The organism is Streptomyces sp. 12E, assembly GCF_055633275.1.
Genome location: NZ_JBVNCJ010000001.1, coordinates 1,407,013 through 1,433,213, shown reverse-complemented (window position 1 = coordinate 1,433,213; position 26,201 = coordinate 1,407,013). Strand labels below are relative to the sequence as shown.

Annotated in this window: 26 protein-coding genes; 18 read left to right on the top strand and 8 right to left on the bottom strand. The window is 72.7% G+C overall.

What is annotated here, in order from left to right; genetic code table 11:
- Positions 1-48 precede the first annotated feature (48 nt).
- Positions 49-267, bottom strand: a complete 219-nt coding sequence (locus tag ACZ8ZB_RS06730) for a hypothetical protein (RefSeq protein ID WP_470736785.1) — start codon at positions 265-267, stop codon at positions 49-51.
- A 158-nt stretch (positions 268-425) separates the two neighbouring features.
- On the opposite strand from ACZ8ZB_RS06730, the gene ACZ8ZB_RS06725 reads away from it, so the two are divergent.
- Positions 426-1,157, top strand: a complete 732-nt coding sequence (locus tag ACZ8ZB_RS06725; protein WP_470736784.1) for an SseB family protein — start codon at positions 426-428, stop codon at positions 1,155-1,157.
- A 4-nt stretch (positions 1,158-1,161) separates the two neighbouring features.
- On the opposite strand, the gene ACZ8ZB_RS06720 is transcribed toward ACZ8ZB_RS06725, so the two are convergent.
- Positions 1,162-1,539, bottom strand: a complete 378-nt coding sequence (locus ACZ8ZB_RS06720) for a DUF1844 domain-containing protein (protein WP_470736783.1) — start codon at positions 1,537-1,539, stop codon at positions 1,162-1,164.
- Positions 1,540-1,934: 395 nt separating this feature from the next.
- Between ACZ8ZB_RS06720 and infC the strand changes: the two genes are divergently transcribed.
- From infC to ACZ8ZB_RS06680, 8 genes are all read left to right on the top strand, one after another.
- Positions 1,935-2,576, top strand: a complete 642-nt coding sequence (infC, locus tag ACZ8ZB_RS06715) for a translation initiation factor IF-3 (protein ID WP_078662092.1) — start codon at positions 1,935-1,937, stop codon at positions 2,574-2,576.
- A gap of 111 nt (positions 2,577-2,687) precedes the next feature.
- Entirely contained in the window at positions 2,688-2,882 is a 195-nt protein-coding gene (rpmI, locus tag ACZ8ZB_RS06710) for a 50S ribosomal protein L35 (protein WP_004933563.1), read from the top strand.
- 98 nt (positions 2,883-2,980) lie between these two features.
- On the top strand, positions 2,981-3,364 hold the full coding sequence (gene rplT, locus ACZ8ZB_RS06705; RefSeq protein ID WP_004933571.1) for a 50S ribosomal protein L20: 384 nt from the start codon (positions 2,981-2,983) through the stop codon (positions 3,362-3,364).
- 188 nt (positions 3,365-3,552) lie between these two features.
- Positions 3,553-4,413, top strand: coding sequence for a TrmH family RNA methyltransferase (locus ACZ8ZB_RS06700; RefSeq protein WP_470736782.1), 861 nt, complete (start codon positions 3,553-3,555; stop codon positions 4,411-4,413).
- Positions 4,414-4,505: 92 nt separating this feature from the next.
- Positions 4,506-5,642, top strand: coding sequence for a sensor histidine kinase (locus tag ACZ8ZB_RS06695; protein ID WP_470736781.1), 1,137 nt, complete (start codon positions 4,506-4,508; stop codon positions 5,640-5,642).
- A gap of 171 nt (positions 5,643-5,813) precedes the next feature.
- Positions 5,814-6,935 (top strand): phenylalanine--tRNA ligase subunit alpha, encoded by a 1,122-nt coding sequence (gene pheS, locus ACZ8ZB_RS06690; protein ID WP_470736780.1) that lies wholly within the window; start codon positions 5,814-5,816, stop codon positions 6,933-6,935.
- The gene (pheT, locus tag ACZ8ZB_RS06685; RefSeq protein ID WP_470736779.1) at positions 6,935-9,448 is read left to right on the top strand and encodes a phenylalanine--tRNA ligase subunit beta; all 2,514 of its coding nucleotides are present in this window, start codon (positions 6,935-6,937) and stop codon (positions 9,446-9,448) included. Before pheS ends, pheT begins: the two co-directional genes overlap by 1 nt.
- Before the next feature lie 321 nt (positions 9,449-9,769).
- Positions 9,770-10,879 carry a PP2C family protein-serine/threonine phosphatase gene (locus ACZ8ZB_RS06680; protein WP_470736778.1) on the top strand — a complete coding sequence of 370 codons (1,110 nt, stop codon included), beginning with the start codon at positions 9,770-9,772 and terminating at the stop codon, positions 10,877-10,879.
- Positions 10,880-11,302: 423 nt separating this feature from the next.
- Here ACZ8ZB_RS06680 and ACZ8ZB_RS06675 read toward each other — a convergent pair whose 3' ends face one another.
- The 3 genes from ACZ8ZB_RS06675 to ACZ8ZB_RS06665 form a co-directional block, all read right to left on the bottom strand.
- Positions 11,303-12,163, bottom strand: a complete 861-nt coding sequence (locus tag ACZ8ZB_RS06675; protein WP_470736777.1) for a 3-hydroxybutyryl-CoA dehydrogenase — start codon at positions 12,161-12,163, stop codon at positions 11,303-11,305.
- A 469-nt stretch (positions 12,164-12,632) separates the two neighbouring features.
- A complete protein-coding gene (locus ACZ8ZB_RS06670) occupies positions 12,633-12,830 on the bottom strand; it encodes a DUF1918 domain-containing protein (RefSeq protein WP_470736776.1) in 198 nt (65 codons plus the stop codon).
- Between the two features lie 12 nt (positions 12,831-12,842).
- Positions 12,843-13,760 carry a DMT family transporter gene (locus ACZ8ZB_RS06665; protein ID WP_470736775.1) on the bottom strand — a complete coding sequence of 306 codons (918 nt, stop codon included), beginning with the start codon at positions 13,758-13,760 and terminating at the stop codon, positions 12,843-12,845.
- On the opposite strand from ACZ8ZB_RS06665, the gene ACZ8ZB_RS06660 reads away from it, so the two are divergent.
- From ACZ8ZB_RS06660 to ACZ8ZB_RS06650, 3 genes are all read left to right on the top strand, one after another.
- The gene (locus ACZ8ZB_RS06660; RefSeq protein WP_470736774.1) at positions 13,759-15,204 is read left to right on the top strand and encodes an aminotransferase-like domain-containing protein; all 1,446 of its coding nucleotides are present in this window, start codon (positions 13,759-13,761) and stop codon (positions 15,202-15,204) included. The two genes, ACZ8ZB_RS06665 and ACZ8ZB_RS06660, sit on opposite strands and share 2 nt — an antisense overlap.
- 40 nt (positions 15,205-15,244) lie before the next feature.
- The gene (locus tag ACZ8ZB_RS06655; RefSeq protein WP_470736773.1) at positions 15,245-15,682 is read left to right on the top strand and encodes a GNAT family N-acetyltransferase; all 438 of its coding nucleotides are present in this window, start codon (positions 15,245-15,247) and stop codon (positions 15,680-15,682) included.
- 120 nt (positions 15,683-15,802) lie between these two features.
- Complete coding sequence (locus ACZ8ZB_RS06650) at positions 15,803-16,396, top strand: histidine phosphatase family protein (RefSeq protein ID WP_470736772.1); 594 nt, start codon at positions 15,803-15,805, stop codon at positions 16,394-16,396.
- Here ACZ8ZB_RS06650 and ACZ8ZB_RS06645 read toward each other — a convergent pair.
- Entirely contained in the window at positions 16,378-16,818 is a 441-nt protein-coding gene (locus tag ACZ8ZB_RS06645; RefSeq protein ID WP_470736771.1) for a DUF6314 family protein, read from the bottom strand. The genes ACZ8ZB_RS06650 and ACZ8ZB_RS06645 overlap by 19 nt on opposite strands.
- A 154-nt stretch (positions 16,819-16,972) precedes the next feature.
- On the opposite strand from ACZ8ZB_RS06645, the gene ACZ8ZB_RS06640 reads away from it, so the two are divergent.
- The 6 genes from ACZ8ZB_RS06640 to ACZ8ZB_RS06615 all read left to right on the top strand — a co-directional run bounded on the left by ACZ8ZB_RS06640 (position 16,973) and on the right by ACZ8ZB_RS06615 (position 24,409).
- The gene (locus ACZ8ZB_RS06640) at positions 16,973-19,462 is read left to right on the top strand and encodes an alpha-L-arabinofuranosidase C-terminal domain-containing protein (RefSeq protein ID WP_470736770.1); all 2,490 of its coding nucleotides are present in this window, start codon (positions 16,973-16,975) and stop codon (positions 19,460-19,462) included.
- A gap of 107 nt (positions 19,463-19,569) precedes the next feature.
- On the top strand, positions 19,570-20,598 hold the full coding sequence (argC, locus tag ACZ8ZB_RS06635) for an N-acetyl-gamma-glutamyl-phosphate reductase (protein ID WP_470736769.1): 1,029 nt from the start codon (positions 19,570-19,572) through the stop codon (positions 20,596-20,598).
- Positions 20,595-21,746, top strand: coding sequence for a bifunctional glutamate N-acetyltransferase/amino-acid acetyltransferase ArgJ (gene argJ / locus ACZ8ZB_RS06630; RefSeq protein ID WP_470736768.1), 1,152 nt, complete (start codon positions 20,595-20,597; stop codon positions 21,744-21,746). The genes argC and argJ overlap by 4 nt, the downstream gene beginning before the upstream one ends.
- Positions 21,743-22,654, top strand: coding sequence for an acetylglutamate kinase (gene argB, locus ACZ8ZB_RS06625; protein WP_470736767.1), 912 nt, complete (start codon positions 21,743-21,745; stop codon positions 22,652-22,654). The genes argJ and argB overlap by 4 nt, the downstream gene beginning before the upstream one ends.
- A complete protein-coding gene (locus ACZ8ZB_RS06620) occupies positions 22,651-23,856 on the top strand; it encodes an acetylornithine transaminase (RefSeq protein ID WP_470736766.1) in 1,206 nt (401 codons plus the stop codon). Before argB ends, ACZ8ZB_RS06620 begins: the two co-directional genes overlap by 4 nt.
- Before the next feature lie 7 nt (positions 23,857-23,863).
- Positions 23,864-24,409, top strand: coding sequence for an arginine repressor (locus ACZ8ZB_RS06615; protein ID WP_470736765.1), 546 nt, complete (start codon positions 23,864-23,866; stop codon positions 24,407-24,409).
- Positions 24,410-24,598: 189 nt separating this feature from the next.
- Here ACZ8ZB_RS06615 and ACZ8ZB_RS06610 read toward each other — a convergent pair whose 3' ends face one another.
- On the bottom strand, positions 24,599-25,336 hold the full coding sequence (locus tag ACZ8ZB_RS06610) for an FAD:protein FMN transferase (protein WP_470741432.1): 738 nt from the start codon (positions 25,334-25,336) through the stop codon (positions 24,599-24,601).
- A gap of 55 nt (positions 25,337-25,391) precedes the next feature.
- The gene (locus tag ACZ8ZB_RS06605; protein WP_470736764.1) at positions 25,392-26,168 is read right to left on the bottom strand and encodes an FMN-binding protein; all 777 of its coding nucleotides are present in this window, start codon (positions 26,166-26,168) and stop codon (positions 25,392-25,394) included.
- Positions 26,169-26,201 lie beyond the last annotated feature (33 nt).

Sequence of the window (26,201 nt, the reverse complement as noted above, 5' to 3'; positions counted from 1 at the left end):
CCGCGTCCCCGGTGAACACGGACGCCGCCGCCCGCGCCGCGGCCTCGGTCAGCGCGATCCCCTCCTCCCGGTCGCGTTGCCCCGCGACAGCGCCGTCACCAGGTGGTCGTGGCCGTCGGCCGTCACCCGTCCGATGCTGTCGATCACCCACAGCCCGGTGGTGCCGCGCCGCAGCCGGCCGTTCCTCAACGCCCGTCCCGGGCCGTCGGCCGCCCGCGAGACCGACGGGGATACGGTCTCCGGCCGCGGGTGCGTCCACGAGGTCATGCACACCGTCCCCGCCGCCGCGGTCCGCCGGGGGAGTCCACGGCCGCGATGGCCGGGGCGGTGGCTGTGCGAACCGCTGGAGGGAGCCGGGATCCGGCTCGGATCTCGGTGAGAGGCCGGTGAGGAACGTCCTCGGTCCCCCGATAGGCTCGGTGACCGTGGCGAACAAGAACATCCCCGACTCCCCGTTCCGCGACGACGACGGCGCCGCCGACCCCCGGCTGAGCGCCGCGCTCGCCGCCTGGGCCGAGGACGGCAACGCCGTCGGCCCCGTCCTGGAGGCACTCAAGGGCGCCCGGCTGCTCGTCCCCGTCGTGGCCCTGCTCGGCGAGGTGGAGGAGGACGAGGACGGCCTGCGCCGCGAGAAGACCAGCGACATGGCCGTACCGACCCTGAAGGCCGGCGGGCGCACCGCCCTGCCCGTCTTCACGTCCACCGAGTCGCTCGCCCGCTGGGACCCGGCGGCCCGCCCCGTCGCCGTACCGCTGCACCAGGCGTTGCAGGCCGCCGCGCACGAGAAGGCGGACACGGTCGTCCTGGACATGTCGGGTCCGGTCCCCTTCGAGCTGACCGGTCCCACGCTGCTCGCCCTCGCCGAGGGCCGCACCAGCACCGACCCGCTGGCCGACCCGGCCGTCGCCCGGGCCGTACGGGCCGTCGTCGCCGCGGAGCCCGCCGTGCTGCGGGCCCACCTCGGGCCCGGGCAGGCCGATGGCACCCTCGCCCTGGTCCTCGACCCGGACGCCTCCGTCGGCGAGGCCGCCCGTGCCGTGGCCCGGCGGCTCGCCGCCGACGAAACACTGAGGGCCCGCCTGGTGAGCGGCCTCGACCTGGCAGTCCTGCCGGCCGGGACCACGCTTCCGGGCGAGCCCCTGTACGTACGTCCCTGACGTCCTAGCCGTAGAGCGGTCCGGTGTACTTCTCGCCCGGGCCCTGACCGGGCTCGTCCGGGACCAGGGAGGCCTCGCGGAACGCCAGCTGCAACGACTTCAGACCGTCGCGCAGCGGCGCCGCGTGGAACGAGCTGATCTCCGTCGCGGAGGCGTCCAGCAGACCGGCCAGCGCGTGCACCAGCTTGCGTGCCTCGTCCAGGTCCTTGAACTTGTCGCCCTCCTCGGTCAGACCGAGCTTCACGGCGGCGGCGCTCATCAGATTGACGGCGACCGTCACGATCACCTCGACGGCCGGGACCTCGGCGATGTCGCGGGCCATGGTGTCGAAGTCGGGGCTGCCGGAGGTCTCGGGGGTGTCCGAGGGGGAGGTGTCACTCATGCCCCACACGATAGGCGCAGCGGGACGCCCTCCTGACGGCAGGAGGCGGGAGACGGCCCGTTGGTGCGCCTCGCCGGGAGCTGCTAACCTTGTGTAACGACCGGTCGGACCCGTATGCCTCACGGCGCGCGAGCCCGGCCCACAAGTGGAGGCTTCGAACTCCCACCTGGCCGCCCTCAGGGCGGCGGGTCACCGGTCAGGCGGTCCCGTCCCCGAGGCGGCGACCCGCCCGATGACGCGCCCCGCGGTCCCCGTGGCGGTGCTCCGGTAGTTCGAGGAGCCCCGCCTGTGATCGTCCGGGGCATTTTCTTTGCTCCGGCGCGGTCAGGTCTAACGAATACAGACGTTACGCGGCTGTCCGCCAGACCGTCGCGTGGTGCTACCGAGGAGGATCCATCAGCGCCGAGCCCCGCATCAACGACCGGATTCGCGTTCCCGAGGTGCGACTTGTCGGTCCCAGTGGCGAGCAGGTCGGGATTGTCCCGCTTGCCAAGGCCCTGGAGCTTGCGCAGGAGTACGACCTCGACCTCGTCGAGGTCGCGGCGAACGCCCGTCCGCCCGTGTGCAAGCTCATGGACTACGGGAAGTTCAAGTACGAGTCGGCCATGAAGGCCCGTGAGGCGCGCAAGAACCAGGCGCACACGGTCATCAAGGAGATGAAGCTCCGGCCGAAGATCGACCCGCACGACTATGACACCAAGAAGGGTCACGTCGTCCGGTTCCTCAAGCAGGGCGACAAGGTCAAGATCACGATCATGTTCCGTGGTCGCGAGCAGTCCCGGCCGGAACTCGGCTACCGGCTGCTGCAGCGTCTCGCGGAGGACGTGGCCGACCTCGGGTTCGTGGAGTCGAACCCGAAGCAGGACGGCCGCAACATGATCATGGTCCTCGGTCCGCACAAGAAGAAGACCGAGGCGATGGCCGAGGCTCGCCAGGCGCAGGAAGCCCGCAAGGCGGAGGCGAAGGCCAATCCCGGCAAGTCGCAGAACGCCGCGGACGCCGAGGCCCAGCCGGCCGAGGAACCTGCCGAGGCGTGACTCCCGGGGGCGCGAGCCCCAGGAAGCAAACCGATACAAGTACGACGCTCCACCGTGCCCGGTTCTCATGACCGGGCACCGGGGCGCCACCGACGAGGAGAGAACGGCGCTATGCCGAAGAACAAGTCGCACAGCGGTGCCAGCAAGCGCTTCAAGGTCACCGGCTCCGGCAAGGTGCTCCGTGAGCGCGCCGGCAAGCGCCACCTGCTCGAGCACAAGTCGTCCCGCGTGACGCGTCGCCTCACCGGCAACGCCGAGATGGCCCCGGGCGACGCCGCGAAGATCAAGAAGCTTCTCGGCAAGTGACGTACGGGCGCCGCTGAGCGCCGTACGGCAGGACCGGGACCCAATCGATACCGGGCCGTGTGAGGACAACCACGGCCCCGCTACAAGGAGTCAAACAAGTGGCACGCGTCAAGCGGGCAGTCAACGCCCACAAGAAGCGCCGGGCGATCCTCGAGCAGGCCTCCGGCTACCGCGGTCAGCGCTCGCGCCTGTACCGCAAGGCCAAGGAGCAGGTCACCCACTCGCTGGTCTACAACTACAACGACCGCAAGAAGCGCAAGGGTGACTTCCGCCAGCTGTGGATCCAGCGCATCAACGCCGCTGCCCGCGCCAACGGCATCACGTACAACCGGTTCATCCAGGGTCTGAAGGCCGCGAACGTCGAGGTCGACCGCAAGATCCTGGCCGAGCTGGCCGTCAACGACGCCACCGCGTTCGCCGCGCTCGTCGAGGTCGCGCAGAAGGCGCTGCCGGCGGACGTGAACGCGCCCAAGGCGGCGTGACGCCGCGCCGGCTCTGAGCCGGACGTGAGTGTGGGACCCGCAGGCTTCATCGCTTGCGGGTCCTGTTGTTGTGATCGTCAGTCGCGGCTGTCCGGCTGCGGGTCCGCTGTGGCCGGCCGCGCTGCCTCCCCGCGCCCCCGGGGAGCCGCACGGCCGCGTGTTGAGTACTCCCGAAGGTGACGAAGAAGATGGCCCCCGTCAGCCCCGAGCTGATCTCTCCCCGCTCCGTCCGAGTGAGTGCCGCCCGACGGCTCGCCAAGCGGAACTTCCGGGGGAAGGAGCGGCTGTTCCTCGCCGAGGGGCCGCAGGCCGTGCGGGAGGCCGCCGGGCACCGGAGCGGGAGCACCGCCACGCTCGTCGAGCTGTTCACCACCGTCGAGGCCGCCGAGCGGTACGCCGACATCGTCGGAACGGTCCGGGACGCCGGGGCCCGGGTGCACCTCGCCTCCGAGGACGTCATCGCCGACATCTCCACCACCGTCACCCCGCAGGGGCTCGTCGGGATCTGCCGGTTCCTGGACACGCCGTTCGAGGAGATCCTCGCCGCCCGGCCCCGCCTCGTCGCCGTCCTCGCCCACGTACGCGACCCCGGGAACGCCGGCACCGTGCTGCGGTGCGCCGACGCCGCCGGAGCCGAGGCCGTCGTCCTCACCGACGCCTCCGTCGACCTGTACAACCCCAAGGCCGTACGCGCCTCCGTCGGCTCCCTGTTCCATCTGCCCGTCGCCGTGGGCGTCCCCGTCGAACAGGCCGTGACCGGACTGCGGGACGCGGGCGTGCGGCTGCTCGCCGCCGACGGCGCCGGGGACCGGGACCTCGACGACGAGCTCGACAAGGGCGCCATGGGCGGGCCCACCGCCTGGGTCTTCGGCAACGAGGCGTGGGGCCTGCCGGAGGAGACCCGCGCCCTGGCCGACGCCGTCGTCCGCGTCCCGATCCACGGAAAGGCGGAGAGCCTGAACCTCGCCACCGCCGCCGCCGTATGTCTCTACGCGTCGGCGCGTGCACAGCGCGCCGCCGGAGGGTGCCGCTCCGTCACCGGGAGCTAGTAGGGTGACCAGCTCGGGGACCCTCCCCCAGGCTCTCGGCAGGGCTCGAGCACGGGGCGCCCCGAGGACGTTCCGAGAGGTGGGGTACGGGGATGAGCGTCGGCACGAGCAGCGCACCGGGAGCGGAGCGGACGGCGCGCCCGCCCGCGCCCCGGCCCGGTGACCTCGCCGAACTCGGCATCGACCCCGACCAGCTGCCCGACGGACTCGTCGTCGCCGACGAACACGGACGGGTGATCTGCTTCAACGCCGCCGCCGCCCGCATCACCGCCGTACCCGCCGGGCGGGCCCTCGGGCAGCCGCTGGAGACCGCCCTGCCCCTGGAGGACCTGGAGGGCCGCCGCTGGTGGCAGCTCACCGACCCCTACGGCGGCCTCGCCATCCGGGTCCGCCAGCCCGAACGCAACCTGCTGCTCCCCGGAGGCCGGGAAGTCCTGGTCTCCGCCCGTTACGTCCGCGACGAACCCGCCGGCCCGGTCCGCCGCGTCGTCGTCACCCTGCGCGACACCGAGGCCCGGCGCCGCACCGAGCGCAGCCACGCCGAACTGATCGCCACCGTCGCCCACGAACTGCGCTCCCCGCTCACCTCCGTCAAGGGCTTCACCGCCACCCTGCTCGCCAAGTGGGAGCGGTTCACCGACGACCAGAAGCGGCTGATGCTGGAGACCGTCGACGCCGACGCCGACCGGGTCACCCGGCTCATCGCCGAACTGCTCGACATATCCCGCATCGACTCCGGGCGCCTGGAGGTGCGCCGCCAGCCCGTCGACATCGGGGCCGCCGTCGGACGGCACATCCAGGCCTACGTCGCCGCCGGGCAGCGGGCCGACCGCTTCCTGCTGCGGGTGCAGCGCCCGCTGCCCGATCTGTGGGCCGACCCCGACAAGGTCGACCAGGTGCTCGGCAACCTGCTGGAAAATGCGGTGCGGCACGGCGAGGGAACCGTCACGATTGACATCACGCCCTCGGCGTCCCCCCGCGAACGGGAGGACGCCGGTACGTCGGTCACGGTGAGCGACGAAGGGCCCGGCATCCCGGAGGAGTCCATGAACCGCGTCTTCACCCGCTTCTGGCGGGGCAGCAAGCGCGGCGGGACGGGCCTGGGGCTGTACATCGTCAAGGGCATCGTCGAAGCCCACGGCGGCACCATCACGGTCGGACGCGCCCCCGGAGGCGGCGCGCAGTTCCGATTTACGTTGCCCGTGGCGGCGCCCGCGTATCTCACCTGAGATCCGGCCCCGCCCCACGGGCGCATTCGCCTGCCCCGGCACCGTTAGACTCGGCCTTTGGCACCTTTGTGTCCCAAAAACCTGGACGCACCGTCCACGAGTCGGTACGGGGACCATCAGCCTGGGGGACCTCCCAGCGGCAGCTGGGGACAATCGGAAGCACGGGAAGAGATGTCGGCACCGAATAAGTCGTACGACCCTGTCGAGGTCGAGGCGTTGAAACCGGAAGAGATCGAGCGCATGCGGGACGAGGCGCTCGCCGCCTTCGCCGCCGCGGACTCCCTCGACGCGCTCCAGGAGGCCAAGGTCGCCCACACCGGCGCCGCCTCCCCGCTGGCGCTGGCCAACCGCGAGATCGGCGCCCTGCCGCCGCACGCCAAGGCGGACGCCGGCAAGCGCGTCGGCCAGGCGCGCGGTGCCGTGAACAAGGGCCTCGCCGCCCGCCAGGCCGAACTCGAGGCCGAGCGCGACGCGCGCGTCCTGGTCGAGGAGGCCGTGGACGTCACGCTGCCCCACGACCGCGTCCCAGCCGGCGCCCGGCACCCGCTCACCACGCTGTCGGAGCGCATCGAGGACATCTTCGTGGCCATGGGCTACGAGGTCGCCGAGGGCCCCCAGGTCGAGGCCGAGTGGTTCAACTTCGACGCCCTCAACATCGGCCCGGACCACCCGGCCCGCGGCGAGGCCGACACCTTCTTCGTCGAGGGCCCCCAGGGCGGCGCCGAGTCCGGCGTCGTGCTGCGCACCCACACCTCGCCCGTGCAGATCCGCTCCCTGCTCGACCGCGAGCCGCCGGTCTACGTGATCTGTCCCGGCCGCGTGTACCGCACCGACGAGCTGGACGCCACGCACACCCCCGTCTTCCACCAGGTCGAGCTGCTCGCCGTGGACGAGGGCCTGACCATGGCGGACCTCAAGGGAACCCTGGACCACATGGTCCAGTCGCTGTTCGGCGCGGAGATGAAGACCCGGCTGCGGCCGAACTTCTTCCCCTTCACCGAGCCGAGTGCCGAGATGGACATGCTCTGCTACGTCTGCAAGGGCGCGTCCGTCGGCAACCCCGACCGGCCCTGCCGCACCTGTTCGTCCGAGGGCTGGATCGAACTCGGCGGCTGCGGCATGGTCAACCCGCGGGTGCTCACCGCCTGCGGCGTCGACCCCGAGAAGTACAGCGGCTTCGCCTTCGGGTTCGGCATCGAGCGGATGCTGATGTTCCGCCACAACGTCGAGGACATGCGAGACATGGTCGAGGGTGACGTCCGGTTCACCCGGCCGTTCGGGATGGAGATCTGATGCGGATCCCGCTTTCTTGGCTGCGGGAGTACGTCGACCTGCCGGCGACGGAGACCGGCCGTGACGTGCAGGCCAAGCTCATTTCGGCCGGGCTCGAGGTCGAGACCGTCGAGCACCTCGGCGCCGACCTCAAGGGCCCCCTCGTCGTCGGCCAGGTGCTGACCATCGAGGAGCTGGAGGGCTTCAAGAAGCCGATCCGCTTCTGCACGGTCGACGTCGGACAGGCCAACGGTACCGGCGAGCCCCAGGAGATCGTCTGCGGCGCCCGCAACTTCGCCGTCGGCGACAAGGTCGTCGTGGTCCTTCCCGGCGCCACCCTGCCCGGCGGCTTCACGATCAGCGCGCGCAAGACCTACGGCAAGACGTCCCACGGCATGATCTGCTCCAGCGACGAGCTGGGCATGGGCGACGACGGCACGCACGGCATCATCGTGCTGCCGCCGGAGACCGAGGTCGGCAAGGACGCCATCGAGCTGCTCGAACTGGTCGACGAGGTCCTGGACATCGCCGTCACCGCCAACCGCGGCGACTGCCTGTCCATCCGCGGCGTCGCCCGCGAGACCGCCATCGCCTACGGCCTGCCGCTGCGCGACCCGGCCCTGCTCGACGTGCCGGGGCCGAACGCCTTCGGCTACCCGGTGAAGGTCTCCGACCCGGCCGGCTGCGACCGCTTCACCGCCCGCACGGTGACCGGCCTCAGCCCCGAGGCGCGCTCCCCGATCTGGCTGAAGCGCCGGCTCCAGAAGGTCGGCATGCGCCCGATCTCGCTCGCCGTCGACGTCACCAACTACGTGATGATGGAGCTCGGCCAGCCGCTGCACGCGTACGACCGGAACCTGCTCCAGGGCACCATCGGGGTGCGCCGGGCCGAGGAGGGCGAGAAGATCGTCACCCTCGACGGCGTCGAGCGGAAGCTGCACGCCGAGGACCTGGTCATCACCGACGACCGCGGCCCCATCGGGCTGGCCGGCGTCATGGGCGGCGCCGACACGGAGATCGCCGATCACAGCGACACCGAGAGCGCGACGAGTGACGTGGTCATCGAGGCCGCCCACTTCGACCAGGTGTCCATCGCGCGCACCGCCCGCCGCCACAAGCTGTCCTCCGAGGCGTCCCGCCGCTTCGAGCGAGGCGTCGACCCGCAGGCCGCCGCCGCTGCCGCGCAGCGCACCGTCGACCTGCTGGTGCTGCTCGCGGGCGGCACCGCCGAGGCCGGCGTCACCGAGGTCGTCGCCCCGACCGCGCCGCGCACCATCACCGTCGCCTCCGACCACCCGGACAAGGTCGCGGGCGTGACGTACGGCCGCGAGACCGTCGTACGCCGCCTCCAGGAGGTCGGCTGTGACGTGTACGGCCAGGACGAGCTGATCGTCACGGTCCCGTCCTGGCGGCCCGACCTCACCGACCCCAACGACCTGGCCGAAGAGGTCATCCGTCTGGAGGGCTACGAGAACCTGCCCTCCACGCTGCCCAGGCCCCCGGCGGGCCGCGGCCTGACCGCCCGCCAGCGTCTGCACCGCCGTGTCGGCCGGGCCCTGGCCGGGGCCGGTTACGTCGAGGCGCTGAACTACCCGTTCGTCAGTGAGCAGGTCTTCGACCGGCTCGGCCTGGAGGCCGACGACCCGGCCCGCCGTGTCGTCAGGCTGGTCAACCCGCTCAGCGACGAGGAGCCCGCGCTGCGCACCTCGCTGCTGCCGGGCCTGCTCGGCGCGCTGCGCCGCAACGACGGCCGGGGCTCGCACGACCTCGCGCTGTTCGAGACCGGCCTGGTCTTCCAGCCGCGCGAGGAGCAGCGGGCCGCCGCGAACCTGTCCGTGGACCGGCGCCCCAGCGAGGAGGACATCGCCGCGCTGGACGCCGCGCTGCCCCACCAGCCGCGGCATGTCGCCGTCGTGCTGACCGGGGCCCGCGAGCAGGCCGGCTGGTGGGGCAAGGGCCGCCCGGCCGACTGGGCCGACGCGGTCGAGGCGGCCCGGACCGTCGCCCGCGAGGCCGGCGCCGAACTGGGCGTCCGCAAGGGCCAGTACGGGCCGTGGCACCCGGGCCGCTGCGCCGAGCTGACCGTCACCGTCGACGGTGCCGAGCGTGTCATCGGCCACGCCGGTGAACTGCACCCGCGCGTCCTGAAGACCCTGGGGCTGCCCGCGCGCAGCTGTGCGATGGAGCTGGACCTGGACGCCCTGGAGCAGGTCGGCCACGACACCCCGCAGGCGCCGGGCATCTCCACCTTCCCGGTCGCCACGCAGGACGTCGCACTGGTCGTCGACGCGTTCGTGCCCGCCTCGGACGTCGAGGCGGCGCTGCGCGAGGGCGCCGGTGAACTGCTGGAGTCCATCCGCCTGTTCGACGTGTACGAGAACGCCGAGCAGTTGGGCGAGGGCCGCAAGTCCCTGGCGTACGCGCTGCGCTTCCGGGCGAGTGACCGCACGCTGACCGTCGACGAGGCCTCGGCGGCCCGCGAATCGGCGGTCACCCTCGCGGGCGACCGCACCGGAGCGGTCCTGAGGGGCTGACGCCCCGTTCCAGCCCGTCCGGCGTTCGAGGACGAGGGGGCTGGGGGCGCGGCCCCAGGGACGGGAAGGGGCGGCGGGGGCGAAAATCCCCTGCCCGCGCCGGAGGCCGGCCCACGGGGCCGGTAACCGCCGCTTTCCGGGGGTGCGAGGGGCGCGACAGACGCCTCCCGCACCCCCGACACCCCTCATCCCGCCGGTCACCTCACTCGTTCGGGTGACTATTCAAGGCGATACGTCCGGATCAGGCCATGTGGCCGACAGAATCAGACCGGCCTCTCGGGGCCGGTCTGCGCTGTCCGGGCCTATTGGGGGGCCATCGGCATGATCCGTTTCAAGCCTGGGGCTCCCCGCAGGGTGCCGCCCCGGTTCCTGTCCTCGCGGGTGCCCACCCTCGCGGTGCCCACGGCCTTGGGCGCCACCGCGGTCGCCTACCGGCTGACCTGCCCGCTCGCCTACGACGACGCCCTAGGCGCGCGCCTCGTCAGCAGCGCCGTGATGTGCAGGATCATCACCGGTCTGGTGATGCACGTCCGGCACCGGCTGCTGCGCGAACTGCGGCGGGCCCGTCAGGTCGCGGAGGCCGCGCAGAGCGCGCTGCTGCGGCCGCCGCCCCCACGGGTCGACGGCCTGGCCACCGCCGCGGCCCACCTTTCCGCCGACCCGGGAGCCCGGATCGGCGGCGACCTGTACGAGGTGGTCGCCACCGAGCACGGCGTACGGGTCGTCATCGGTGACGTCCGAGGGCACGGAATCGGCGCCGTACGGACCGTCGCCGCCGTCCTCGGCAGCTTCCGCGAGGCCGCCCACGACGAGGCCGAACTCGCCGGCGTACTGCGCCGGCTGGAGCGGGCGATGGCCCGGCACCTGAGGGAGCGGGCCCACGGCGGGCACCACCCGGCGGATCCCGCCCAGGACGGCGCGCCCGATGAGGAGTTCGTCACCGTCCTGCTGCTGGAGATCCTCCCGGACGGCGGCGTACGGGCACTGAACTGCGGCCACCCCTGGCCGCACCTGCTGACCGGCGCACGGGCCGAGCCGCTCGCCCGCACCGATCCGCTCCCGCCGCTCGGCCCGTTCCCGCTGCCGTCCGAACTCCCCGCCGTCGACTGCGGACCCCTGCTGCCCGGCGACGCACTCGTCCTGCACACGGACGGGGTCGAGGAGGCACGGGACGCCGAGGGCGGGTTCCTCCCCCTGCGGGCCGTCCTCGCCGAGGCCGCGCGCGAGCACCCGCTCACCGCCCGGTCCGTGTTGCGCACGGTCCTCACGGCGCTGCTGCGGCACACCGCCGGCCCGCCGAAGGACGACGTGGCGCTGCTGGTCCTCAGGAACGAGCGGCACGTGGGGAGCACCCCCGCAGGGGTGCGGGCGCCCGAGCGGCCGGCCACCACGCACCCGCATCCGACGAGCCACCTCCAGTCCCCGGCGTGACCGGCGGCGCCACGCCGTCCGTCCCGCCGCGGAGTGTCGGGCAGGCAGCAGGGCGGACGGCGCGGAAACGGGCCGCCGCACTGTACGAGGGGGAGCGGATGGAGGAGACCGCGGACGACGGGCGGCACGTGCATTCGGACTGGCTGGCGTTCGGCAGGACGGAGGACCGCGTCGACGAGAAGTACGAGCAGGAAGCCCCACACCGGAATTCAGGCCTACGGTTCCGACCGCAGGGACGCCGGCGCCATGAAGCGTCTGATCGTCTCCTTCGCGAAGGAGGTCGAGAAGCCGGACGAGTGCGACGAAGGAGCGTCGTGAGGGACGGGCCGTCCCGGGAGTGACGCGGCTCCGCCCAGCCGTCGGCCGGCGGGAACGACCGTGGGCCCGGCCCGGAACCACCGGACCGGGCCCACAGCCGCGGTGTCAGACGTAGGTGTAGAACCCCGACCCCGTCTTGCGGCCCAGCCGCCCCGCGTCGACCATCCGCTGCAGCAGCGGCGGCGCGGCGTACAGCGGCTCCTTGTACTCCTCGTACATCGAGTGCGCCACCGAGGCCACCGTGTCCAGGCCGATCAGGTCGGACAGCTTCAGCGGGCCCATCGGGTGGGCGCAGCCCATCTCCATGCCGTTGTCGATGTCCTCGCGGCTGGCGATGCCCGACTCGAACATCCGGATCGCGGAGAGCAGGTACGGGATCAGCAGCGCGTTCACCACGAAGCCGGAGCGGTCCTGGGCGCGGATCGCGTGCTTGCCCAGCACCTTCTCGGTGAAGACCTGGGCCCGGCTCAGCGTGCCCTCGGAGGTGGTGAGCGCCGGGATCAGCTCGACCAGCTTCTGCACCGGGGCCGGGTTGAAGAAGTGGATGCCGATGACGTGGTCCGGCCGCGAGGTGGCGACCGCCAGCTTCACCAGCGGGATGGAGGAGGTGTTGGAGGCCAGGATCGCGTCCGGCCGGGTCACCACCTGGTCGAGGACCTGGAAGATCTCGGTCTTGACCTGCTCGTTCTCGACCACGGCCTCGATCACCAGATCACGGTCGGCGAACTCGCCGAGGTCCGTGGTGAAGCTCAGCCGGGCCTGCGTGGACGCCAGCTCCTCCTCGGAGATCTTGCCGCGCTCGGCCGCCTTCGACAGGGAGTTGAACAGCCGGGTACGGCCGATCTCCAGGGCTTCGCCGGTGGTCTCGGCGACCTTGACGTCCAGTCCGGCACGGGCGCACACCTCGGCGATCCCCGCACCCATCTGACCGCAGCCCACCACTCCGACGCGTTCGATGTCGGTCACATCGGTCCTTTCGCTCCTGCTTATGGCCGTGGCAGGTCGCCGGGTTGCGGCCCTGCTCCGTCCGTGCACGTTACTCCGAAGTATCGATGATCGATCGCAAGGGTGGGAGACCCCGGGCGCAGGACCGTGACCGAGCAGGGATTCCCCGGCGTTCCAGGGAAGGGCACGACGGGGCGGATGTGATGCGGGGCGCTCGCGACGGCACGCCGAACCGCTCGCCCACCTTGACGCGGCCGTCCGCAGCCGCGGCCCGCAACCGAAGTGGTCCGGGACCCGGAGGATCCGGCCGTACGTGGGGAGGACCCCCCACAAGGCGGGTGGCCCGGCCCGGCGGGGCCGGCCGGGCCGTCCCGCCGCCCCACGCCGGCCGCCGGGCACCCGGGAGCGCACGGGTACGTCCTCCCCGCCGTCCGCGAGGTGACGGCGGGCCCGGTCGGGGACGGCGCGGGGGTCGCACCCCCGCACCGCTCTAGCGCCGGCGCGTCGCCCCGTGCCGGATCTCGGTGTCGGGGCCGGGCGAGCACACGCCCTCGTGTCCGTCCTCGAAGCGGACCCGGTAGGGCGGATCGCCCTTCGGGCCGAGCACTTCGACGATCTCGCCGACCTTGTCGTGCTGGCCGACCACCCTGCCGTGCTGGACAAGCTGGTCGCCCTCGGTTGCGCGCATCGGGGCCTCCTTTCAACCGCGTGCCCGCTGGGTGACGGCGATGCACACGAGCACGGCCGCGGCCGTCAGCGGGGCGGCCGCCGTCAGGTGCTCGTTCAGCAGCAGCACCGACCACACCAGTGTGAGCAGCGGCTGGGCCAACTGCAACTGGCTGGCCCTGGGGATGCCGATGGCCGCCATGCCCCGGTACCAGACGATCAGCCCGAGGAACTGCGAACCCGCCGCCACCCACAGCAGGCCGGTCACGCTGTGCGCGGTCAGCCGGACGGGCTCGGCGGTCAGCGCGACCGCGGCGACGGGCAGGGTGAGCGGCAGGCAGAGGACCAGCGCCCAGCCGATCACCTGCCAGCCCGGCATCACCCGGGCCAGCCTGCCGCCCTCGGTGTAGCCGGCCGCGCACACCAGGAGCGCCCCGAAGAGGTACAGGTCGGCCGTGGTCAGCGCGCCGCCGCTCTGCTGCGCGGTGAACGCCAGTACCACCGCCGCTCCCGCGAGGGCCGCCACCCAGAAGGCGCGCGAGGGCCTGGAGCCGACCCGCAGGGCGGACAGCAGCGCCGTGGTCAGAGGGAGCAGGCCCACCACGACGGCCGCGTGCGCGGTGGTCGAGGTCTGCAGCGCCAGGGTGGTCAGCATCGGGAAGCCGAGCACCACCCCGGCGCCGACCACCGCGAGCCCGGGCCAGTGCTTCCGGGCCGGCGGCGGCACCCGCAGCGCGAGCAGACAGCCGCCGGCGATCAGCGCCGCGAGCACACTGCGCACGGCCACCAGCGACCAGGGCCCGAACCCTTCGAGACCCCAGGCGGTGGCCGGGAAGGTGAGGGAGAAGGCGATCACGCCGAGGGCGGCTTGGAGGGTGCCGAAGCCGCGGCGGTCGCGGGATGTGGCGACCGCTATCGGCGGCGCGGCGGTAGCGCTACTCTGTGCTCTCATGCATGAGCGTAGCAGCGTCGGTGACCTGGTGGAACAGCTGCGGAGAGAGCTGGACCGCTACTCTCCCGGTGGAAAGCTCCCCTCCAGCCGGGCTCTGGTGGAGCGGTTCCGGGTGAGTCCGGTGACCGTCTCCCGGGCGTTGGCGCAGCTCGCCGCCGAAGGCCTGGTGGTCACCCGGCCCGGCGCCGGCGCCTTCCGTGCCCGGCCCCGGACGACGCCCGCGCCCGCCGGGGACACGTCCTGGCAGGAGGTGGCGCTCAGCGCCGACGGCGCCGCCGACCTCGTACCGCGTTCGGTGGACGCCTCCGGTGTGCTGGTCTCGCTGGCCGCGCCGCCGCCCGGCGTGATCGAGTTCAACGGCGGCTATCTGCACCCCTCCCTGCAGCCGGAGCGGGCCATGGCGGCGGCGCTGTCCCGGGCCGGGCGCCGGCCGGGCGCCTGGGGACGACCGCCCGTGGAAGGGCTGCCGGAGCTGCGTGAGTGGTTCGCGCGCAGCATCGGCGGTCCGGTGACGGCGGCCGGCGTGCTGGTCACCTCGGGCGGGCAGTCCGCGCTGACCACCGCCCTGCGCGCGCTCGCCCCGCCGGGCGCCCCCGTCCTCGTCGAGTCGCCCACCTACCCGGGCATGCTGGCCATCGCCCGCGCGGCGGGGCTGCGCCCGGTGCCCGTCCCGGTGGACGCGGACGGCGTACGGCCCGCGCTGCTCGCGGACGCGTTCCGGGCGACCGGCGCCCGGGTCCTCGTCTGCCAGCCGCTGTTCCAGAACCCCACCGGCGCCGTGCTCGCCCCCCACCGGCGCGGCGAGGTGCTGAGCATCGCCCGGGAGGCGGACGCCTTCGTGGTCGAGGACGACTTCGTACGGCGGCTGGTGCACGAGGACGCGGGCCCGCTGCCGCGCCCGCTCGCCGCCGACGACCCCGACGGGGTGGTGGTGCACGTCTGCTCGCTGACCAAGGCGACCTCGCCCAGTTTCCGGGTGGGCGCGCTCGCCGCGCACGGCCCGGTCCTCGAACGGCTGCGGGCCATCCAGATCGTCGACACCTTCTTCGTGCCCCGGCCCCTTCAGGAGGCCACGCTGGAACTCGTCGGCTCACCCGCCTGGCCGCGCCACCTGCGCGCGGTCTCGGCCGCGCTGCGGACCCGCCGGGACGAGATGACCGCCGCGCTCCGCCTGCACCTGCCCGAACTCGTCCTGCCGCACGTCCCGTCCGGCGGCTACCACCTGTGGCCGCGGCTGCCCGCCGGCGCGGCGGAGTCCGCCCTGACCGCCGCCGCCCTGCGCGCGGGCGTCGCCGTCACCCCCGGCCGCCCCTATTTCAGCGCCGAACCCCCGGCCGGTCACCTCCGCCTGAGCTTCGCGGCGGTGGCCGGCGCCGGGGAGATCGCCGAGGGGGTGCGGCGCCTGCGCACGGCCTGCGACGAGGTGCTGGGACACGGGGGATAGCCGTTCGACGCCGCCCCGTCCGGCCTGCGAGCATCCGGCCATGACCGACATCCCGCGCCTGCCCGAGGGCTACGAGACCTCCACCGACCCCGCCCGGATCGACGCCGAACGCGTGCACCGGTGGCTGTCCACCGACGCCTACTGGGCGCTGGGCCGCTCCCGCGAGCAGCAGGACCGGGCGATCGAGGGGTCGCTCAACTTCGGCGTCCACGACACGCTCTCGGGGGAGCAGGTGGCGTACGCCCGGGTCATCACCGACCGGGCGACCTTCGCCTGGCTGTGCGACGTGTACGTGGACCCGTCGGTGCGCGGCAAGGGCGTCGGCACCGCCCTGGTGGCGGCCGTGCGGGAGGAGCTGCGGCCCTGGGGGCTGAAGCGGATCATGCTGGCCACGCACGACGCGCACGGCGTCTACGCCAGGCTCGGGTTCCGGCCGCTGGAGCGGCCCGACCACTGGATGGCGCTCGTCGAAGGATGACGGCGCGTTCCGGGGCGCTCGCCCCTCCCGTCCTCGCCGGCCGGTGAAGCCGGACGCGCCTCGGGCGGCGGCTCGGTGACACCCCTTGACCCGCGCACCGCGGCGGCCCACGATCGCCGCATGGCACTTCGGGTCACGTTCGTCGCCGCCGCGGGGAGCTCCTCGGTGCTCGCCGAACGCTTCGAGGACGACCGGCCGCTGGACCGGGCCGGCTGGAGCGAGGTGCAACGGGTCGTGCACGAACTGCTGCCGCTCGCCGCGGCCGATCTGCGCTACTGCTCCCCGGCCCCGCGCAGCCGCGCCACCGGGGAAGGCCTCGGATACGCACCACTGGTGCAACCCGCGCTGCGTGACTGCGACATGGGGCGCTGGCGAGGGCTGACCCTGGGGGAGGCGATGGCCCGGGAACCGGGGACCGTGGACGCCTGGCTCGCCGACCTGCGGTCCGCCCCGTACGGCGGGGAGTCGCTGCCGGCCTTCATCGGCCGGGTCGGCGGCTGGCTCGACACCCGGCCGGTCGAGGACGGCTGCCTGGTCGTCGCGGTGGCCGAGCCGTCGGTGATCCGTGCCGCCCTGGTGTACGTGCTCAAGGCCCCGCCCGCCACGTACTGGAACATCGACGTCCGCTCGCTGTCGACGATCGGCGTCGCCGGCCGGGCGGGCCGCTGGAGCCTGCGCATCGAGGGGGCGTCCGCTCAGACCGCGCGCGCGTAGCCGGTGGTGAGTTCCAGGTCCTTCGCGGGACCGCGCACCCGCCAGACGGTCCGCCAGTGGTCCGCGTCCCGGACGGTGAACTCGCCCCGGTAGAGGTCGGCCGAACAGGGGTGGTCGGCGACGTACCGTCCCGTGGTCAGGTCCAGGTCGTGGAAGGGGCGCCCGTCCGCGAACCGTACGTCCGCCGTGCCGCCCGGTCCGGGCAGGAAGCGCAGGGTCCGCCCGGCGGGCCGGGTGACACCGTGCCAGGTGAAGTCGCCGGACTCGCGCTGCAGCAGACCGCCGCCCTCCATCGGGCCGAAAACGACCGTCCCCTCGAAGTGTCCCTCCTCGCCGCTCGCCAGGTCCCGCACGGTCCGTTCCGCCCGCCAGCGGCCGCTCAGGTAGCCCAGTGCGTCGGGCACTGGCCAGAACTCGTTCATCCCGCCTCGTTCCCGCGTGGTGTCCTTCGCCGCACGCCCCATTGACGTGTTCCTGCCTCCTCCCTATCTTGCCGTTCGAAGTGCTGACCGATGATCGATATGTCGAACACTCCTAGAGTCGCTCCCCACTCCCAGAGAGAGCCGCCGAGTATCCATGTCACGCACCGTACGCAGCCGCACCCGCCTCAGAATCGGACTCACCGCCACCGCGCTCCTGACGGCCGCCACCCTCGTTCCGGCCCCCGCGCACGCCGGGGACGCCCCGGACTACACGATCACCGTCGACCCGGAGGCCGAGGGCGCGGAGATCGACGACACGATGTACGGGGTCTTCTTCGAGGACATCAACCGGGCCGCCGACGGCGGTCTGTACGCCGAGCTCGTGCAGAACCGGTCCTTCGAGTACTCCACCGCCGACAACGGCTCCTACACGCCCCTGACCTCCTGGGTGGTGGACGGCACGGCCGAGGTGGTGAACGACGACGGCCGGCTCAACGAGCGCAACCGCAACTACCTCTCGCTGGGGGCCGGTTCGTCGGTCACGAACTCCGGCTACAACACCGGCATCCGCGTGGAGGAGGACAAGCGGTACGACTTCTCGGTGTGGGCCCGCACCGGGAGCGCCGGCACCCTCACCGTCACCCTGAAGGACGCCGCCGGTGAACTCGCCAGGACGCGCAAGGTGGCCGTCGAGGGCGACTGGACCAAGTACACGGCCACGTTCACCGCGTCCCGCACCAGCAACCGCGGCCGCCTCGCCGTCGCCTCCTCCGGCGCCGCCGCCCTCGACATGGTGTCGCTGTTCCCGCGCGACACCTACAAGAAGCAGTCCAACGGCCTGCGCAAGGACCTCGCCGAGAAGATCGCCGCACTGGAGCCGGGCTTCGTCCGCTTCCCCGGCGGATGCCTGGTCAACACCGGCTCCATGGAGGACTACAGCGAGGCCTCCGGCTGGCAGCGCAAGCGCTCCTACCAGTGGAAGGACACCGTCGGCCCGGTCGAGGAACGCGCCACCAACGCCAACTTCTGGGGGTACAACCAGAGTTACGGCCTCGGCTACTACGAGTACTTCCGCTTCGCCGAGGACGTCGGCGCGATGCCGCTGCCCGTCGTCCCCGCACTGGTCACCGGCTGCGGCCAGAACAGGGCCACCGACGACCCCGCGCTGCTGAAGCGGCACATCCAGGACACCCTGGACCTGATCGAGTTCGCCAACGGTCCGGCCACCTCCACCTGGGGCAGGGTCCGCGCCGGGATGGGCCACCCCGAGCCCTTCGGCCTCACCCACATCGGGGTCGGCAACGAGGAGAACCTGCCGCGCGAGTTCTTCGCCCGCTTCCAGCGGTTCCGGGCCGCCATCGAGGCGAAGCACCCGGACATCACCGTCGTCTCCAACTCGGGCCCCGACGACTCCGGCACGACCTTCGACACCGCCTGGCAGCTCAACCGCGAGGGCGACGTCGACATGGTCGACGAGCACTACTACAACAGCCCGCAGTGGTTCCTGCAGAACAACGACCGCTACGACTCCTACGACAGGAACGGTCCCGAGGTCTTCCTCGGCGAGTACGCCTCCCAGGGCAACGCCTGGAAGAACGGTCTCGCCGAAGCCGCGTTCATGACCGGCCTCGAGCGCAACGCCGACATCGTCAAGCTGGCCTCGTACGCGCCGCTGCTCGCCAACGAGGACTACGTCCAGTGGCGTCCGGACATGATCTGGTTCAACAACCGCGCCTCCTGGGGCTCGGCCGGCTACGAGGTCCAGAAGCTGTTCATGACCAACGTCGGCGACCGCGTGGTCCCGTCGGAGGCGAGCACCACGCCGGACGTCAGCGGCCCCATCACGGGAGCCGTCGGCCTGTCGACGTGGGCGACGAGCGCGGCGTACGACGACGTGAGGGTGACCTCCGCCGACGGCACGCCCCTGCTGAACGACGACTTCTCCGGTGACGCCTCGAAGTGGGCCCACAGCGGTGGCGGCAGCTGGAGCGTCCAGGACGGCCAGTACGTGCAGACCGACGAGGCCGCCGAGAACACCCTGGTCACGGCCGGTGACCCGGCCTGGAAGGACTACGACCTGCATGTGAGGGCCACCAAGAGGGCCGGCAAGGAGGGCTTCCTCGTCGCCTTCGGAGTCAAGGACACCGGCAACTACTACTGGTGGAACCTCGGCGGCTGGAACAACACCCAGTCCGCCGTCGAGCAGGCATCGGACGGCGGCAAGTCGACGCTGATCTCCAAGGCCGGCTCGATCGAGACGGGCCGCGCCTACGACATCGACATCAAGGTGCGGGGCCGCCAGGTGACCCTCTACCTCGACGGCCAGGAGTGGGGCGGCTTCACCGACGACAAGCCGGCCGAGCCGTTCCGCCAGGTGGTCACCGAGGACGCCCGTACCGGCGACCTGATCGTCAAGGTCGTCAACGCCCAGCCGTCCGAGGCCCGCACGGCGATCGACCTCGGCGGCGCCCGGGTCTCCTCCAGGGCCCGCGTGACCACCCTGGCCGCCGACGCGGACGCGGTCAACACGGAGACGGACACCCCGGTCACCCCGGTCACCTCCACCCTCCGGGGCGTCGACAGCGAGTTCACGCACACCTTCCCGGCGAACTCGGTGACGTTCCTGCGGATCAAGCAGCGGTAGCCGCCGGGACGCGGGCCGCCGTCCTCGCGACGGCGGCCGTACTCGTCCGCCGTTGCATAAACGTGCAGCGAAACGTATAGTCATGCCATCCAGGAGGAGGGTTTTCCATGGCGGTACGTGCGGCGGTGGCCGGAGCGAGCGGGTATGCGGGCGGTGAGCTGCTGCGTCTGCTCCTGACGCACCCCGGGGTCGAGATCGGCGCCCTGACCGGCAACTCCAACGCCGGGCAGCGGCTGGGCGCGCTCCAGCCGCATCTGCTGCCGCTGGCCGACCGGGTGCTGGAGCCGACCACGGCCGAGGTGCTCGCCGGGCACGATGTGGTCTTCCTCGCGCTGCCGCACGGCCAGTCCGCCGCCGTCGCCGAACAGCTCGGCGAGGAGGTGCTCGTGATCGACATGGGCGCCGACTTCCGGCTGGCGGACGCCGCCGACTGGGAGGCGTTCTACGGCTCCCCGCACGCCGGCACCTGGCCGTACGGCCTGCCCGAACTGCCGGGTGCCCGCGCCGCGCTGGAGGGGTCCAAGCGCGTCGCGGTGCCCGGTTGCTACCCGACCGCCGTCTCCCTCGCCCTCTTCCCGGCGTACGCCGCCGGTCTCGCCGAGCCCGAGGCGGTGATCGTCGCCGCCTCCGGCACCTCCGGCGCGGGCAAGGCGCCCAAGCCGCACCTGCTCGGCAGCGAGGTCATGGGATCCATGTCGCCGTACGGCGTGGGCGGCGGGCACCGGCACACCCCCGAGATGATCCAGAACCTCAGCGCGGCGGCCGGCGAGCGGGTCACCGTCTCCTTCACGCCGACCCTCGCGCCGATGTCCCGCGGCATCCTCGCCACCTGCACCGCGAAGGCGAAGCCCGGCGTCACCGCCGAGTCCGTGCGCGCCGCCTACGAGAAGGCCTTCGCCGACGAGCCCTTCGTCCACCTCCTGCCCGAGGGCCGGTGGCCCGCGACCGCGTCCGTCCACGGTTCCAACGCCGTTCAGGTCCAGGTCGCGTACGACACCGCCGCGGACCGGATCATCGCGATCAGCGCGATCGACAACCTGACCAAGGGCACCGCGGGCGGTGCCGTCCAGAGCATGAACCTCGCCCTGGGGATCGACGAGACCACCGGGCTGACGACGATCGGAGTTGCGCCGTGAGCGTGACGGCAGCACAGGGATTCACGGCGGCGGGCATCGCCGCCGGGATCAAGGAGAACGGCAATCCCGACCTGGCCCTCGTGGTCAACAACGGCCCCCGCCGCGCCGCCGCCGGCGTCTTCACCTCCAACCGCGTCAAGGCGGCGCCCGTGCTCTGGTCCGAGCAGGTGCTGAAGAGCGGGCAGGTGTCCGCCGTCGTCCTCAACTCCGGCGGCGCCAACGCCTGTACGGGGCCGAAGGGCTTCCAGGACACCCACGCGACCGCCGAGAAGGCCGCCGAGGTGCTGGGGACGGGGGCGGGTGAGATCGCCGTCTGCTCGACGGGACTCATCGGCGTCCTGCTCCCCATGGACAAGCTGCTCCCCGGCGTCGAGACCGCCGCCGGCCACCTGTCCGAGCACGGCGGCGAGAAGGCCGCCATCGCCATCAAGACCACCGACACCGTCCACAAGACGTCCGTCGTGACGAAGGACGGCTGGACCGTCGGCGGCATGGCCAAGGGCGCCGGCATGCTCGCACCCGGCCTCGCCACCATGCTCGTGGTCCTCACCACCGACGCCGACCTCGACGCCGAGGTGCTCGACAGGGCCCTGCGGGACGCGACCCGGGTCACCTTCGACCGGGTCGACTCCGACGGCTGCATGTCCACCAACGACACCGTGCTGCTGCTCGCCTCCGGCGCCTCCGGGACCACACCCGGGTACGAGGAGTTCGCCGAGGCCCTACGGGCCGTCTGCGACGACCTCGGCCAGCAGCTCATCCGCGACGCCGAGGGCGCCAGCAAGGACATCAAGGTCGAGGTGATCAACGCCGCGACCGAGGACGACGCCGTCGAGGTGGGCCGCTCCATCGCCCGCAACAACCTCCTCAAGTGCGCCATCCACGGCGAGGACCCCAACTGGGGCCGCGTCCTCTCCGCCATCGGCACCACGAAGGCCGCCTTCGAGCCCGACGAACTCAACGTCGCCATCAACGGCGTCTGGGTGTGCAAGAACGGCGGCGTCGGCGAGGACCGCGACAAGGTCGACATGCGCTACCGCGAGGTCCACATCGTGGCGGACCTCGCCGCCGGCGACGCCACCGCCACCATCTGGACCAACGACCTCACCGCCGACTACGTCCACGAGAACAGCGCTTATTCGTCATGAGCACTACGCGTAAGCACACCGCGCTCCCCAAGGCGCAGATCCTCATCGAGGCGCTGCCCTGGCTGACCCGGCACCACGGCAGGACGGTCGTCATCAAGTTCGGCGGCAACGCCATGGTGGACGAGGACCTCAAGGCCGCCTTCGCCCAGGACGTCGTCTTCCTGCGGCACGCCGGCCTCAAGCCGGTCGTCGTGCACGGCGGCGGCCCGCAGATCAGCGCCGCGCTCGACCGGCACGGCATCGTCAGCGAGTTCAAGGCCGGCCTGCGCGTCACCACCGAGGACGCCATGGACGTCGTACGGATGGTGCTCGCCGGACAGGTGCAGCGGGAGCTGGTCGGGCTGCTCAACCGGCACGGCCCGTTCGCCGTCGGCCTCACCGGCGAGGACGCGCGCACCCTCACCGCCACCAAGCACCGGCCCGAGATCGACGGCGAGCCGGTCGACATCGGGCGGGTGGGCGAGATCACCGAGATCGACACGGGCGCGATCGAGGCCCTGCTCGCCGACGGCCGCATCCCGGTCGTCTCCTCGATCGCCCGCAGCCAGGACGACGGTGATACGGGGCATGTCTACAACGTCAATGCTGATACGGCGGCTGCGGCACTCGCTGCTGCACTGGGCGCCGAGACACTCATGGTCCTCACGGACGTCGAGGGACTCTACGAGGACTGGCCGAACTCCGACGAGGTGATCAGCCGGCTCACCGCGTCCCAGCTCGAGAAACTCCTGCCGGAGCTGTCCTCCGGCATGGTGCCGAAGATGGAGGGCTGCCTGCACGCCGTGCGCAACGGCGTGACCACCGCCCGCGTCATCGACGGCCGGGTCCAGCACTCGATCCTGCTGGAGATCTTCACGGACGAGGGCATCGGCACGATGGTCGTGCCCGACGAACAGGGGGAGTCGTGAGCAACGCGGAACTGACCGCGCGGTGGCAGGGCGCGCTGATGAACAACTACGGCACCCCGCGACTGCCGTTGGCGCGCGGTGAGGGCGCGCGGGTGTGGGACGCCGACGGCAAGGAGTACGCCGACTTCGTGGGCGGCATCGCCGTCAACGCGCTCGGCCACGCCCACCCGGCGGTCGTCGAGGCCGTGAGCCGGCAGATCGCCTCCCTCGGCCACGTCTCCAACCTGTTCGTCGCCGAGCCGCCCGTCGCGCTCGCCGAACGGCTCCTCCAGCTCTTCGGCCGCGAGGGCAGGGTCTACTTCTGCAACTCGGGGGCGGAGGCGAACGAGGCCGCGTTCAAGATCGGCCGGCTGACCGGACGACGGCACACGGTCGCCACCGACGGCGGCTTCCACGGCCGCACCATGGGCGCGCTCGCCCTCACCGGCCAGCCCGCCAAGCGCGAGCCGTTCCTGCCGCTGCCCGGTGACGTCACGCACGTCCCGTACGGCGACGCCCAGGCGCTGGCCGCGGCGGTCACCGAGGACACCGCGCTGGTGGTCATCGAGCCGATCCAGGGCGAGAACGGGGTCGTGGTGCCTCCGCCCGGCTATCTCAAGGCGGCCCGGGCGATCACGGCGGCCACGGGGGCACTGCTCGTGCTGGACGAGGTGCAGACCGGCGTCGGCCGTACCGGCAACTGGTTCGAGTACCAGGCGCACGAGGGCGTCCTGCCGGACGTCGTCACCCTGGCGAAGGGGCTCGGCGGCGGGCTGCCGCTCGGCGCCACCGTCGCCTTCGGGCGCGCGGCCGACCTGCTCGGGCCCGGCCACCACGGCACGACCTTCGGCGGCAACCCGGTCGCCTGCGCCGCCGGACTCGCCGTTCTCGACGCCATCGAGAACGAGGGGCTGCTGGAGAACGTCAAGCGGCAGGGCGAGAGACTCCGCGACGGAATCGAGGGGGCCGGCCACGCCTTGATCGACCGTGTCCGGGGCGCGGGCCTCCTCCTGGGTATCGTGCTCACCGAGCCGCTCGCGCCCCAGGTGCAACAGGCGGCTCAGGACGCCGGGTTCCTCGTGAACGCGCCCGCCCCCGATGTCGTACGGCTGATGCCGCCGCTGAACCTCGGGGACGACGCGGTGGACGCCTTCCTCGGGGCGCTGCCCGGCATCCTGGACCGGGCCGGTACGGCGGGTGGGGAAGGACGATCCGGAGAATGAGACGACGATGAGCCAGGAGCAGGACCAGGGTCAGGGTCAGCACGCCGGGCCTGCCGTGCCGCAGACGCGCACCGCACGCCACCGCCGGATCGTGGACATCCTCAACCGGCAGCCGGTGCGGTCGCAGAGCCAGCTGGCGAAGCTGCTCGCCGACGACGGGCTGAGCGTCACCCAGGCGACGCTCTCCCGCGATCTGGACGAGCTGAACGCGGTGAAGATCCGCAACACCGACGGCGACCTGATCTACGCGGTGCCGAGCGAGGGGGGGTTCCGCACCCCCCGGGCGCCGCTGGGCGGGTCCGCGAAGGAGGAGCGGATGCGGCGGCTCTCCCAGGAGCTGCTGATCTCCGCGGAGGCCTCCGCGAACCTCGTCGTCCTGCGCACTCCGCCGGGCGCCGCGCAGTTCCTCGCCTCGGCGATCGACCAGGCGGAACTGCACGACATCCTCGGCACGATCGCCGGCGACGACACGCTGCTGCTGATCAGCAGGGAGCCGACGGGGGGCCAGGCCCTGGCCGACCACTTGCTGCGCCTGGCCCAGAACGGCCACTGAAGGGGGCGGGGCGGCGGGTTCGCCGACCGCGGACCGTCCGTGGCCGGTCGCGCGGTCCCCCGCACCCCCGGGAGCTGCAGCCCCGGGCTCGTCCACGGGCACCCGTGCCCCAGGGCGGCACGGGTGGGCGCGGCCGTTTCCCCGCAGACGCGGGCGAGTGCTGCTTCGGTGCGTCAGCCGCAGCGCCGCTCAGCCCAGCCGCCCCGCCAGCCCTCCCGTGCACCGCACCTCGTCACCCGCCGTGATCAGCAGCGCCTCGACGTCCGGCAGGGACTCGAGCCACCGCAGACCTTCCCGCGCTCCCATCGCGAACGCCGCCGTCGCCCAGCAGTCCGCCCACGTCAGCCGCGGCGCGACGACCGTTACCGCGACCAGGTCGGTCACCGCCGACCGTCCCGTCCGGGGGTCGACGATGTGGTCCCCCCGCTCGGCGGTCCCGGACGTCGCCACAGCCAGTTCCGAGGCGCCGGCCGCGGAGACGACGGCGGCGAGACCACCCGGACGCAGCGGGTCCGACACACCCACCCGCCACGGCCGCCCCGCCCCCGGCACACCCAGCACCTGCACGTCCCCGCCCCCGTTGACGCTCGCCCCCACCGCCCCCGCCGCCGCGAGCCGCCGCGCGGCCCGCTCGACGGCCCAGCCCTTGACGATCCCGGTCGGGTCGAGGCGCCCCCGGTACCGCGCGCTGAACCAGCCGTCGCTCACCCGCTCCGCCTCCGCCGCCAGCTCCAGCACCTCGGCGACCTCGGGATCGCATTCCCCGACGCCCAGCTCACCGCGCGCCAGCCGGGAGATCTGGCTGCCGTCGCGGTACGTGCTGAACACCTCGTCGACCCGGTGCAGCCCCGCGACCGCCTCCTGAAGCGCGGCGCGCACCGCGGTGGGTTCCCCGCCGCGGACGTCGAGGGAGAAGACGGTCCCCATCGCCTCCTCCACGTGACGCACCGCGGCGGGAGCCTCGGCCGGCTCGGCCACCGTGTCAGCCACCGGCCCTGTCCAGCGCCGACTGGAGGGACTGTTTGTACCCGGCACTGGTGTACGTGGCCCCCGACACCGCGTCGATCTCCGCGTCGCCGGCCGCCACCGCCGCCTGGTTGAGCCTGGGCACGGCGTCGGAGGTGATCCGGTCGCTCCGCCCGCCCTCGGGCGTCCGCACCGTCTCGGCCTTGGTGATCTTCCCGCCGCTGACGGTGATGCGCACCTGCACCGGCCCGTACTGGGTCTGCGCCACGTCCCCGGTGACGGTCCGCGCCTCCGCGCTCCCCGCGTCCCCGCCGCCGGCCGGCCCGGAGTCCCCCGGGGACCCGGCCGCCCGCGCCTTGTCCAGCGCCGACTGCAGCGACTTCCTGTAGCCGGAACTCGTGTAGGTCGCCCCCGACACCGCGTCGATCTCCGCGCTCTGCGCCGCGACGGCCGCCTGGTTGAGCCTGGGCACGGCGTCGGAGGTGATCCGGTCGCTCCGCCCGCCCGCGGGTGCCTGCACCGCCTCGGCCTTGGTGATCTTCCCGCCGCTCACCGTCAGCCGGACCTGCACCGCGCCGTACTGGGTCCGCGCCGCGTCACCGGTGACGGTTCCGTCCCCGATGGGCTGGGCGCCGCCCTGCGGCGACTGGGCCGCCGCGGGCGGGGCCGCGCCGCCGGCCGCGGCGGCCGAGCCGGGGTCGGACGCCGGTTTGAGCGACAACAGCAGCACGATGCCGGACACGGTGGCGGCGGTCGCGAGCACGGCACGCCGGACGGGGTGGCTCTTTCTCATCGCTTCTCAAGCTCCTGATGGGTGTGGACGACC

Bases quoted from the DNA above. Each gene is read 5' to 3' on its own strand.
- ACZ8ZB_RS06730 (WP_470736785.1), bottom strand. From the start codon at position 267: ATGACCTCGTGGACGCACCCGCGGCCGGAGACCGTATCCCCGTCGGTC.
- ACZ8ZB_RS06720 (WP_470736783.1), bottom strand. From the start codon at position 1,539: ATGAGTGACACCTCCCCCTCGGACACCCCCGAGACCTCCGGCAGCCCC.
- rpmI (WP_004933563.1), top strand. From the start codon at position 2,688: ATGCCGAAGAACAAGTCGCACAGCGGTGCCAGCAAGCGCTTCAAGGTC.
- ACZ8ZB_RS06700 (WP_470736782.1), top strand. From the start codon at position 3,553: ATGGCCCCCGTCAGCCCCGAGCTGATCTCTCCCCGCTCCGTCCGAGTG.
- ACZ8ZB_RS06695 (WP_470736781.1), top strand. From the start codon at position 4,506: ATGAGCGTCGGCACGAGCAGCGCACCGGGAGCGGAGCGGACGGCGCGC.
- pheS (WP_470736780.1), top strand. From the start codon at position 5,814: ATGTCGGCACCGAATAAGTCGTACGACCCTGTCGAGGTCGAGGCGTTG.
- pheT (WP_470736779.1), top strand. From the start codon at position 6,935: ATGCGGATCCCGCTTTCTTGGCTGCGGGAGTACGTCGACCTGCCGGCG.
- ACZ8ZB_RS06680 (WP_470736778.1), top strand. From the start codon at position 9,770: ATGATCCGTTTCAAGCCTGGGGCTCCCCGCAGGGTGCCGCCCCGGTTC.
- ACZ8ZB_RS06670 (WP_470736776.1), bottom strand. From the start codon at position 12,830: ATGCGCGCAACCGAGGGCGACCAGCTTGTCCAGCACGGCAGGGTGGTC.
- ACZ8ZB_RS06660 (WP_470736774.1), top strand. From the start codon at position 13,759: ATGCATGAGCGTAGCAGCGTCGGTGACCTGGTGGAACAGCTGCGGAGA.
- ACZ8ZB_RS06665 (WP_470736775.1), bottom strand. From the start codon at position 13,760: ATGAGAGCACAGAGTAGCGCTACCGCCGCGCCGCCGATAGCGGTCGCC.
- ACZ8ZB_RS06655 (WP_470736773.1), top strand. From the start codon at position 15,245: ATGACCGACATCCCGCGCCTGCCCGAGGGCTACGAGACCTCCACCGAC.
- ACZ8ZB_RS06650 (WP_470736772.1), top strand. From the start codon at position 15,803: ATGGCACTTCGGGTCACGTTCGTCGCCGCCGCGGGGAGCTCCTCGGTG.
- ACZ8ZB_RS06645 (WP_470736771.1), bottom strand. From the start codon at position 16,818: ATGAACGAGTTCTGGCCAGTGCCCGACGCACTGGGCTACCTGAGCGGC.
- ACZ8ZB_RS06640 (WP_470736770.1), top strand. From the start codon at position 16,973: ATGTCACGCACCGTACGCAGCCGCACCCGCCTCAGAATCGGACTCACC.
- argC (WP_470736769.1), top strand. From the start codon at position 19,570: ATGGCGGTACGTGCGGCGGTGGCCGGAGCGAGCGGGTATGCGGGCGGT.
- argB (WP_470736767.1), top strand. From the start codon at position 21,743: ATGAGCACTACGCGTAAGCACACCGCGCTCCCCAAGGCGCAGATCCTC.
- ACZ8ZB_RS06615 (WP_470736765.1), top strand. From the start codon at position 23,864: ATGAGCCAGGAGCAGGACCAGGGTCAGGGTCAGCACGCCGGGCCTGCC.
- ACZ8ZB_RS06610 (WP_470741432.1), bottom strand. From the start codon at position 25,336: ATGGGGACCGTCTTCTCCCTCGACGTCCGCGGCGGGGAACCCACCGCG.
- ACZ8ZB_RS06605 (WP_470736764.1), bottom strand. From the start codon at position 26,168: ATGAGAAAGAGCCACCCCGTCCGGCGTGCCGTGCTCGCGACCGCCGCC.